9 protein-coding genes are annotated in these 10923 nt (G+C 61.5%); 8 read left to right on the plus strand and 1 reads right to left on the minus strand.

The window, feature by feature from the left end; genetic code table 11:
* Positions 1 to 77 precede the first annotated feature (77 nt).
* The 8 genes from OC610_RS13000 to OC610_RS13035 all read left to right on the plus strand — a co-directional run bounded on the left by OC610_RS13000 (position 78) and on the right by OC610_RS13035 (position 9787).
* The gene (locus OC610_RS13000) at positions 78 to 2486 is read left to right on the plus strand and encodes a phospholipid carrier-dependent glycosyltransferase (protein ID WP_264428175.1); all 2409 of its coding nucleotides are present in this window, start codon (positions 78 to 80) and stop codon (positions 2484 to 2486) included.
* A 12-nt stretch (positions 2487 to 2498) separates the two neighbouring features.
* A complete protein-coding gene (locus OC610_RS13005) occupies positions 2499 to 3521 on the plus strand; it encodes a glycosyltransferase family 2 protein (protein ID WP_264428176.1) in 1023 nt (340 codons plus the stop codon).
* Positions 3522 to 3613: 92 nt separating this feature from the next.
* Positions 3614 to 4300 carry a class I SAM-dependent methyltransferase gene (locus OC610_RS13010; protein WP_264428177.1) on the plus strand — a complete coding sequence of 229 codons (687 nt, stop codon included), beginning with the start codon at positions 3614 to 3616 and terminating at the stop codon, positions 4298 to 4300.
* A complete protein-coding gene (locus OC610_RS13015; RefSeq protein ID WP_264428178.1) occupies positions 4297 to 4704 on the plus strand; it encodes a GtrA family protein in 408 nt (135 codons plus the stop codon). The genes OC610_RS13010 and OC610_RS13015 overlap by 4 nt, the downstream gene beginning before the upstream one ends.
* Entirely contained in the window at positions 4704 to 5987 is a 1284-nt protein-coding gene (locus OC610_RS13020; RefSeq protein WP_264428179.1) for an NAD-dependent epimerase/dehydratase family protein, read from the plus strand. The genes OC610_RS13015 and OC610_RS13020 overlap by 1 nt, the downstream gene beginning before the upstream one ends.
* Entirely contained in the window at positions 5977 to 7563 is a 1587-nt protein-coding gene (locus OC610_RS13025) for an FAD-dependent oxidoreductase (RefSeq protein ID WP_264428181.1), read from the plus strand. The genes OC610_RS13020 and OC610_RS13025 overlap by 11 nt, the downstream gene beginning before the upstream one ends.
* Positions 7560 to 8669, plus strand: a complete 1110-nt coding sequence (gene wecB / locus OC610_RS13030) for a non-hydrolyzing UDP-N-acetylglucosamine 2-epimerase (protein ID WP_264428183.1) — start codon at positions 7560 to 7562, stop codon at positions 8667 to 8669. The genes OC610_RS13025 and wecB overlap by 4 nt, the downstream gene beginning before the upstream one ends.
* Positions 8660 to 9787, plus strand: a complete 1128-nt coding sequence (locus OC610_RS13035; protein ID WP_264428185.1) for a glycosyltransferase family protein — start codon at positions 8660 to 8662, stop codon at positions 9785 to 9787. The genes wecB and OC610_RS13035 overlap by 10 nt, the downstream gene beginning before the upstream one ends.
* A gap of 1 nt (position 9788) precedes the next feature.
* Here OC610_RS13035 and metC read toward each other — a convergent pair.
* Positions 9789 to 10923: cystathionine beta-lyase (metC, locus tag OC610_RS13040; protein WP_264428187.1), on the minus strand; the 1135-nt coding region annotated here is incomplete at its 5' end.

Genomic DNA, 10923 nt, shown 5'->3' on the forward strand with positions numbered 1-10923 from the left:
CGGGAGCAAGCTCCCTCGCCACGGATTGTCCGTCGACCCTAAGTGAGTAACGTTACACCTTCAGCCGAGACGATAATTTGCCCAGATACAGCCTGAAATACGCGGTGGTGTTGCTGGTTCTACTGGCGAGTGTGGCGGTCGGCGCCTACGGTTTTTCGACGCTTGAATTGCCGCCCATGAACAGCGGCACCCGGACGATACTGCTGTCAGTGACGAGCCTGGCTGTCCTTACCGTTTTCACTCGCCGAACACCGTTCACCCTCTGCCTGGGTTTGCTGGCCTGCCTGTCCGTTGTCTTTGCGCAGGTATGGCCGATGATGGTCGTTGCGCTCTTCGGGCTGTCCGCCACCGTGCTCGGCAGGCGGATGCTAAAGCAACACAGCAAGGCCGACTGGAGCGTCCACCTGCTGGTGGGAGCAGGTACGCTTGGCAGCCTGGCAGGCCTGGCGGCCTATTTGCCGATCAATTACCCCGGGCTGTATGGCGCGTTGCTGTCATTGCCGATGTTGCTGGGACATAAACACCTCGTGGCGGTAGGTCGCGAACTGCTGGGGCACATCCAGGCCACCCGCTCGGCGCAAACACCGTTCCAGACGGGGCTCGATTTGCTGATCTGCAGCTTCGCCTGCCTCTACGTGCTGGTAGCCTTCATGCCCGAGGTCGGCCATGACGCCTTGGCCATGCACCTCTTCGTGCCTTCACACATGGCACAACGGCACCAATGGTCTTTCGACGCGAGTACGTATGTATGGGCAGTCATGCCCATGCTGGCCGACTGGATCTACAGCATCGTCTACCTGCTGGCCGGCGAAACGGCATCACGCTTGACCAATAGCTCATTCACCCTGTTGCTGGCGTGGCAGATCCACAACATGACCCTCTGGGCCGGAGGCTCTGCCACGAGTGCCCGCTGGGCAAGCCTGATCTTTTTGTCGACGCCCCTCGCCTTCGCCGAGAGCAGCAGCCTGCACATCGAGTCGGCGTGGACCGCCTTCATGATGGCCGGGACCCTGGCGATCCTGAAGGTCTCGAGCTTCACGCCGGAGCCTGGGGAGCGCCTGTCGCAATTGCTCTTGGCCGGGCTCCTGCTGGGTTTCGCCATGGCGACCAAAGCCGTGACCCTCAGCGTCCTGCCGGTTCTGTTGGTGGTTCTCTTGCTGCAATACAAGGCCTGGGCCGTCCAGGGGATCGCCAGGACCCTCCTGCTGGGCAGCGCCGGCCTGATATTGGCCGGTGCGACCCCTTACGTCTCTGCCGGATACTTGACCGGCAATCCGGTATTTCCTTTTTTCAATGCCATTTTCCACTCCCCGCTCTGGCCCAACGTCAATTTCGAACCACCGGCCACTTTCGGCAGAGGGATAACCTGGGACACGCTCTATCGAATGGTATTCAAGTCCCCCGAGTTCATTGAGGGCCGAGTCGGTGCGGCTGGCTTTCAGTGGCTGTTGCTGCCTACGGCTGCCGTCGCCGTGCTATTGAGCGGCAACCGCAAGGCGCTGTGCATCCTTCTGGTCGGCGCCGGCGCGATGTTCATGACTTTTCACTCAACGGCCTATCTGCGTTACGTGTTTCCCTCCTTCGCGCTCTTCTCGGTGATCCTGGCCCTGCCGTTTTCCGACCACACGATTTACCCGCGCAGCCTCGCCATCGTGGCCGGTGTCTTGTTGATATTGACCAACACCTGTTTCATTCACGCCGCGACCTATTATGGCGAAATCAAACCCTCTGCACTGTTGAGCCAGGCAGGTCGGGAGGCCTATCTGCTGGAACGCCTGCCCATCCGGAGAATGGTCGACACCGTCAACACGTTGAATACGGGGGATCAGCCCGTGGCGGTCTTCGCGTCGCCGTTGATGGCGGGCTTGCACGGCGATGCCCTTTACGCGTCGTGGTACAACCTGAAGTGGAAGGGAGAGTTCGACGCTGCGGCTTCATCTTCGGAGCTTGCCCAACGCTTGCGCGCGCGCCGGGTGAACTGGCTGGTCATCGACCTCAAGTCCCTTCCACCGGCGCGACTCGATCGGCTGCTCGACGTGTCGACGTCCTATGCCCGACTGGGTGACCTGGACCTGCGCAAACTCAATGTCGCGCACTACGAACACCTGCTCAATCCAGAACTGTCCAGCCTGGAGGGGTGGAGCCTGACGTCACCTTCGAGCTATGACCCCTCGCGCAGGATCCTGACCGTCAACGTCAGGACACCGGCGACACAACGGGTCGAAGTGACACCGGGGCTGAACTACACCAACAGCGTGTCCGCACGCTGCGCAACGACAGCCACCACCGGAAGAATCCAGGCCAACTGGATGGACGCCCAAGGCGACTTCATTGCCGCCAGCATCGAGACGTTTGACTGCACCAAGCAGTGGGAGACCCACGAAATGAACGTCGTTGCCCCAGCCAATGCCACCGCCGTGATCATTTATGCGTCCGGCCATACCGACACTCCCCTGGAGTTCAAGTCACTTTCCTTCAGGCAATAGCGGGCGATCACGATGAATTCAAAAACCGAGCTTTTCACGGATGAACAGCGAGTCGCCGTGGTCATCCCCAGCTATCGGGTCACCGCGCACATCGTCGATGTCATAGACGCCATAGGGCCGGAGGTCTGGCGCATCTACGTCATCGACGATGCCTGCCCGGATGGCTCGGGCGGGCATGTGCAGGCCTCCTGTAACGATCCTCGGGTCAAGGTGCTGCCCCATGACATCAACAAAGGCGTGGGCGGCGCCGTCATGACCGGCTATCGAGCAGCCCTGGCCGACGGCGCGAGCATCATTGTCAAAGTCGACGGGGACGGCCAGATGGACCCGACCCTGATCCCGCTGTTCATCGAACCGATCCTGGCCGGTGAAGCCGACTACACCAAGGGCAACCGCTTTTTCAATCCGGAGGAAGTCCAGGCGATGCCGCGACTGCGCCTGTTCGGCAACGCCGTGTTGTCATTGATGGCCAAGCTGTCGACGGGTTACTGGGACTTGTTCGATCCCACCAACGGCTACACGGCGATCCACCGCGACGTGGCCCGGCTGCTGCCCCTGGACAAGGTCAGCCAACGCTATTTTTTCGAGACCGACATTCTGTTCCGCCTGAACACCGTGCGCGCCGTGGTGGTGGATGTTCCGATGGAAGCCCGATACGGCGACGAAGTCAGCCATCTGAAGATCTCGAAAATCATTGGTGAGTTCTTGTTCAAACACCTGCGCAATTTCACCAAGCGCGTGCTCTACAACTACTACCTGCGCGACATGTCCCTGGCTTCGATCGAACTGCCGGTCGGGATCCTGATGTTCTTGTTCGGCATCCTCTTCGGCAGTTATCACTGGTTCGAATCGGCACAGAATGGCGTCGCGACGCCAGCCGGAACCGTGATGCTCAGCGCACTGCCGATGCTCATGGGGTTGCAACTGATCATGGCGTTCCTTGGTTATGACATCGCCTCGGTGCCCAACAGGCCCCGCCACTCCAGGCGCACTAAAGCAACGTCGTTACGGGAAGAAAACTCATCAAAGCATTAAGGGATTTTTTATCGGACCCGTCGCTCAAGGCGCTGGACGTCGATGGCATCGAGCGCCTCGAACTTCACGGCCAAGTGCTTGGGCGCAAGCGAATGCTGCGGGAAGTCTTCGTGGAGTTCCACCACGCGTTTCATCACCTGGCGGAACACTATTTCAAGGTCGAAGGCCTTGAAGTGGAGCTGGGGGCGGGCATCGCGCCCATGCGTGACTCATACCCGCAAGTACTGGCGACCGACATTGTCTGCACCGAGCGACTGGACATGGCGCTCGATGCAGAGGCAATGAGCCTGGACGATCAGTCGGTCCGGGCCTTTTATGGCCAAAACTGTTTTCACCACTTTCCTCACCCGGATCGTTTTTTCAAAGAGCTGGAAAGAACCCTCGAGATGGGTGGCGGCGCCATTTTGATCGAGCCGTTCCACGGCCCCTTTGCAGCGTTCCTCTACAAGCGCCTGTTCAAGTCCGAAGGATTCGACATGCATTTTCCTTCTTGGGAAACGCCCTCGACCGGCCCCATGAACGGCGCCAACCAGGCCCTCAGCTACATCGTCTTCGTGCGCGACAGGGAGGCGTTCGAGCGCAAGCACCCCGGCCTGGAAATTGTCCATCAGGAGATCTGCGGCAACTATCTGCGCTACTTGATTTCTGGCGGCCTGAACTTTCGCCAGTTGTTGCCTGATGCGCTGATCCCCGTACTCAAAGTCGTCGAAAAATTGCTGCATCCGTTGCGGCGGGTATTGGCGCTGCATCACATCGTGGTGCTCAGGAGGACGTCTTGACGTTCATCCGATACGGCGCCATCCAGCTCATGGCCTATGCGTTGGACATGGGGGCCTTTTTGCTGTTGATCGCGTTTTTCGAGGGGCACCCCGTCCTGGCCAACATCGCCGGCAAAGTCACCGCCGGTGTGTTCGCATTTTTTCTGCATCGACACTTCACGTTCAAATCAACCCACGGCAGCGGCAAAGCCCAAGCGATGCGCTACTTCTCACTGCTCGCCATCAATATCCCAGTCGCTTCGGCACTGTTCAGCGCGGGCCTGTATTTCGTCGACAGCCCTGCCCCGGTGAAATTGATCTGCGACGTGGTCTGCGTAGCCTTGACCTACTGGATCAGCAAGCTGTTCGTGTTTCATTCCGACACGCGCCCGCCCGCTCCCGCTGACCGCGCGGAGGGTGCTTGATGAAACTGGTGATTACCGGCGCGACCGGCTACATCGGACAACGTTTGGCCGCCCTCGCGGCAGCCCGCGGACACGAGGTCATTTGCGCCACGCGCCAGCCATGCCCCGCCCCTTACACCTGGCTTCCCTATGACCTGCGGGGCCCGGCCCCTGATTTCCCCATCGGTACCCAGGCGTTTATCCATTTGGCGGCCGATGTATCCAACACTGCCCACCGCGACGTGGACGACGAAGTCAGGGCAGCCCAGGCGCTGATCGAATGCGCCCGCCAAGGCTCGGCCAAGTTCATCTTCATCTCCAGCCAAACCGCCGGAGCCACGGCCCCGAGCGTTTATGGCAGGACCAAGTGGCGTATCGAACAACAGGTGCTCGCCGCCGCCGGCACCGTCATCCGCCCCGGCCAAGTGTATGGCGGCCCCGAGCGCGGGCTTTTTGGGCAGTTGTCCCATATGGTTCGGCGAAGCCCGTTCATACCGATCCTCGTGCCTGCGCCTTGCGTGCAACCCATCCATGTCGATGACCTCGCGGCCTCGATACTGGCGGTTGTCGAGCGGGACGACATGCGTGCCGCAACCCTCAACCTGGGCGCCGTGCAGCCCATCGCGTTTGGCCGCTTTCTCATGTCGATCGCGACGCACCGGGTCCGTACCACTCGCCTGCCGATCCCGGTGCCGGTGGTATTGCTCAGGCTATTTCGCCGGTTATTCGGGCAATCGCTGAGTACGAAAGTGGGCCTGGAGCGGATTTTTTCCCTCATCCAGCTGCCGCCCATGGACAGCGAGCGCTCCCTGCAAAGAGTCGGCATCACGCTGCGCCCCCTTGCCTGCGGCATGCATCGTTCCGGCCACGGTCAACGTCGAGGCCTTCTCCAGGAAGCTGCGGTTGCCTTGAGCTACCTGCTCAAACACCCGCCACAAAAAAGCCTGGTCCGCCGCTATGCGCGGGCACTGGAGCGAGCCGGCAAGCGGCATCCTGTCCTGCAATCGCGCCTGCTGACGCGCTGGCCAATATTGCTCGCGCTTCTGGACAACCCCGGCGTCCTGCTCAAGCCTGAAGGCCAGGAACTGGCCCGGCGCCTGCACGTTGCACTGGGTATCGCCGAAGCCAGCCGCCAGGGTGCACAGGTGTTTCTCGGCGACCAGCAGCCGCGAAGCCTGGTCGCCACGCTGGTTGCGCTGGGACTGACCGCGGTCAAGGCGCTGGTATGGAAGCTGGCGGCACTGGCGTGCCGTCCGTTTGCCAGTCACCTGATGCTTGAAAGTGAAGCCCCACATGGCGCCTGAATTCGACGTCATCATTGTCGGCAGCGGTCCGGCGGGGACTTCAGCTGCCTATCCGTTGGTCAAGGCGGGCCTGAAAGTCCTCATGGTCGATGCCCAGGCCGATAAGGGCTCACCGACGTTGCCCAGCCGTCCATTTCTGGACGCCAGGGCCAACGACGAGCATCAATGGAAATGGATGATTGGCGAAGACTTCCACGCTTTGAATCAACTGGAAGCGGTATCGCCCAAGCTGAAGACGCCGACCCATGCCCATGTCTTCGAAGGATTCAGCGCCAGCAATCGCATCGAAACCGACAATTTCATCGGTATCGGCTCGCTGTCCACCGGAGGCCTGTCCAATGCCTGGGGTTGCGGCGTGGCAGCACTTGGCGCCAGCGACCTTGCCGGGCTGCCCGTCGATTATTCCGAGATGCAGGCGTCCTACGAAACGGTCGCCCGCCGGATCGGTATCAGTGGCCGGAGCGCCGATGACCTGTCGAGTTATTTTGGCCTCGATAAATGGTCCCAACCGCCCCTGCCGCTGGATGCCCTGCATCAACGCCTGCTTGATCAGTACACCCGGCGCCACGCGGCATTTCCCGAGCTGGGGTTTCGCCTGGGCCGCTCCAGGGTTGCCGTCCTGAGCCAGCCCATGGACGAGCGCAAGGCCTGCGATCTGTCTGGAAACTGCTTGTGGGGCTGCCACAACCAAGCCTTGTACAGCGCGTCGCAAGAACTGCAGAAACTCAAGCAATACCCCGGCTTCCAGCACGTCCAGGACTTTCTGGTGGAGGACTTGCTGGAACAGGAGGGTTCATGGGCGATCATCGATCGTCGTTCCGCCCGTCGCTTGCGCGCTACGCGCCTGCTATTGGCGGCGGGCACCCTGGCCTCGACCAGGCTCGCCCTCAAGGCCCTGAACCATCGCGACCCGATACCGCTGCTGTCATCGCCGACGGCGGCCTTCCTGCTGTGGCTGCCCAGAATGCTCGGCACCCCCAGGACCTCGACATTTGGCCTGGGCCAGCTATCGTTCGCCTTGCAGCTATCGTCCAGCACCACCGCGTTCGGCTCGACGTTCAGTACAACAGGCTTACCCATGGGCGAGTTCGTCAGCCGGATCCCCCTGAGCAAGCGCTACAGCATAGAACTGCTGAGGAACCTGCTGAGCGCTTGCGTCGTCGGAAATATTTTCCTTCCCGGGCAGTTGTCCAACAACACAGTGGTCTTGCGTGCCGATGATTCGTTGCACATCCACGGCCAGGTACGCCCCGAGCTACCCGGACTCATGAAGACTGCCGAGGCGAAGTTGCGCCGGTTCTATTGGAAGTTGGGCGCGCTGTTGATACCCATGAGTTTCACCGTCGGCCGTCCCGGGGCGGATATCCATTACGCGGGAACCCTGCCCATGCACTCGATGCCCAAGGTTGGACAGACCGATTGCCTGGGCCAGGTCGCGGGCCTTGGCGGCGTGCACATCGTCGATGGCGCCTGCCTGCCCAGCCTGACCGAAAAATCCCACACGCTGACACTCATGGCCAATGCGGACCGGATAGCCCGCTCACTTGCCACCACGATAGGAAATCAGAAGGCATGACCCACAAGGTACTCTGCATCGTCGGCACGCGCCCCGAGGCGATCAAGATGGCCCCCGTGATCAAGGCGCTCCAGACCGAAAAAAACATCGATTGCCGAGTGCTCGCCACCGCTCAGCACCGGGGCCTGCTGGACCAGATCCTGGAAGGTTTCGCAATCACCGCCGACCTGGACCTGGACATCATGCGGCCCAACCAGTCATTGGCGACATTGACCTCGCGCCTGCTGCTTGAACTCGACGGCGTGCTGCAAATGGAAAAACCGGATGTCGTGCTGGCCCAAGGCGACACGACCACGGTCATGTGTGCTGCCCTGGCGTGTTTTTACCTGCGGATTCCCTTTGGCCATGTCGAAGCCGGCCTGCGGACCGGCGACCTCTGCAACCCGTTTCCCGAAGAGGCCAATCGAGTGATCGCCAGCAAGCTGACCCGCTGGCATTTCGCGCCCACCCAGCGCGCCGTGGACAACCTGCTCAGCGAAGGGGTTGCCGACAGCGATATCAGCCTGACCGGCAATACCGTGATCGACGCCTTGCTGACGACCGCTGCGCACGACTCAGCCTTGCCCATCCCCCTGGCCGCCGGCAAACGCCTGGTGCTGGTCACCGCTCACCGCCGGGAGAACTTCGGCGAACCGTTCCAGAACATCTGCCAGGCACTCAAACGCCTGGCCGAACGGAACCCAGGCATCCAGATTCTCTATCCCGTCCACCCCAACCCGAACGTCAAGGACGTCGCACATCGCCTGCTTGGCCAGACCCCGAACATCCTCCTCTGCGCACCGCTGGATTACGCGCCGTTCATCGCGGCAATGAAGCGCTCGTACCTGATCATCAGTGATTCCGGTGGCGTTCAGGAAGAGGCCCCGGCCCTGGGCAAACCGGTGTTGGTACTGCGAGAGGAAACCGAACGCCCGGAGGCGGTCGAACTCGGCGTGGTCAGGCTGGTCGGTGCCAACCCGGACACCATCGTCGAGCAGGCCCAGCGCCTGCTCGATGACCCGCAGGCTTACCGAGCCATGGCCCGCGGGGTATCGCCCTATGGCGATGGCAAGGCCGCGGCACGTATCGTCGATGTGCTAAGGCGGTACTTGCAGTCATGCGAATGATTTATCTGTCCCCGGTACCGTGGGCCAGCTTCAGCCAACGCCCCCATCACTTCGTCAACTGGTATCACCAGCAGACCGGGGCGCCGGTGCTCTGGATCGATCCATATCCGACGCGCTTACCCATGCTGAGCGATTTCAAGCGCAAGCCGCCTGTTGCCGGCCAACAAAACGTCAGCGTTCCCCCCTGGCTACAGGTCCGTAAGCCCCACAGCCTACCCATCGAGCCCCTGCCGGGATCGGCAGTGCTGCTCAAGCGACTCTGGCAAAACCTGCTCAGGGAGGCTGCAACATTTTCCGCACAAGCTCCCTGCACGGTATGCGTTGGAAAACCTTCCGAACTGGCCTTGCAACTGCTGGCGCTCGTCCCTGAAAGCCATGCCATCTACGATGCCATGGATGATTTCCCGGCGTTTTACCAAGGCCTGTCACACAGGGCCATGACGCGTCGCCAGGCGCAGCTCATCCAACGAGTGGACAAAGTATTGGCATCCTCCAGCCCACTTCACGACAAGCTTCGGGGCATGACCGGCCAGATAGAACTGGCCCTCAACGCCTGCGAAATGCAGGGGCTGGCACCGGTCGAAAGCCTCGACCTGGGCCCCAAGCAGCAAGTGCTCGGCTACGTCGGGACGCTGGGTCGCTGGTTCGACTGGGAGCTGGTCATCGCGCTGGCGCAGGCCAACCCTGGAAACCAGATCCGGCTGATCGGCCCGCTTTTCACTGCAGTGCCTCGCGTATTGCCTGCCAACATCGAGCTGCTCCCCGAGTGCTCCCATGCCAGTGCAGTCGCGGCCATGGCAACGTTTTCGGTGGGCTTGATCCCGTTCAAGCTCAACCGCCTGACCGCGTCGGTCGACCCGATCAAATACTACGAATACCGCGCCCTCGGCCTGCCGGTTATCTCCACCCGCTTCGGTGAAATGGCCCTGCGCGACCGGGAGCCGGACGTCTGGATCGTGGATGAGGACACTGATTTGCGCAAGACCACCGTTGAAGCGCTCGCCAGTCGAAGTGATCGTTCGGCTGTCGAGCGGTTTCGTGAAGCGCATCGTTGGACCCAGCGTTTTTCTGCGGTAAACCTCACGCAATCCTCCCTGGAAAAACCAAAGATGTCGTAGCTCATCCGGCGGCGATAAACCCCCGCTGCAAATCCTCGATCAATACCCCGACGTCCTCCAACCCGACATGCAACCGGACCACCGGATTCAACGCCCGGTCCTCGGCACTGTTCCGATCCTGAGTATCAGCGACTGTCACCAGGCTCTCGAACCCGCCCCAGGACGCCCCCAACCCGAACACCTGCAAGGCATCGATGAAGCGTTCCAGGCGAGCATCGTCCTTCTCGCGAAGCTCGAAGGACAGCAGCCCGTTGCTGCCCTTGAAATCCCGTTGCCACAACCTGTGATCGGGATGCTCGGGCAGCGCCGGATGGAAGACCCGCTTGACCTGCGGTTGCGCCTGCAACCAATGGGCGATTTCCAGCGCCTGGCGCTCATGCGTCTCCAGGCGTGGGGCCAGGGTACGTGCGCCGCGCAGGACCAGGTAAGCGTCATCCGGGCTGACGGTATTGCCGAAGGTGTCACTCATGGCCGCGAGTGCCGGCCAGGCCTCCTGCCGTGTGCAAACGCTGCCCATCACCACGTCGCTGTGCCCGCCCAGGTATTTGGTCAGGGCCATGATCGAGATGTCGGCGCCCAACGCCAGTGGCCGGTACAGCACGCCCGAGCCCCAGGTGTTGTCCACGGCCAGCAAGATGCCGCGTGATTTGCACAGCGCGGCGATGGCTGGCAAGTCGCATAGCTCGTACAACAGTGAGCCGGGCACTTCGGTGTAGACCATCTTGGTGTTGGCTCGCAGCCGTCCGGGCAGGTCGCTGCCGTCGGGAGCGAAGTAGTCGACCGCTACGCCGAAGGCTTCGAGGAAATCCCGGGCCACGCGCCGTACCGGTGCATAGACCGCATCGGTGATCAGCACATGATCGCCGGGCCGCAGGTAGGCCAGGAAGGTTTGCGCCACGGCGGCCAACCCGGTTCCAAACAGCCGGGTGCGATAACCACCCTCCAGTTCAGTGACGAGGTCTTCCAGCGCGAACGCCGTCGGATTGCCACGGGCGCCATACGTCAGGACACGCTCGCTGTCACGCCGGGAACGGGCGTCACGCATCTGTGCCAGGTTGTCGAACAGCACCGTGCTCAGGCGGCTGACCGGTACGTTGACGGTCCTGGCACCGCTGCCCTTTTCGGTGCGCGCGCCA

Origin of the sequence: Pseudomonas agronomica (assembly GCF_025917275.1) — a bacterium.
Classification (GTDB): domain Bacteria; phylum Pseudomonadota; class Gammaproteobacteria; order Pseudomonadales; family Pseudomonadaceae; genus Aquipseudomonas; species Aquipseudomonas agronomica.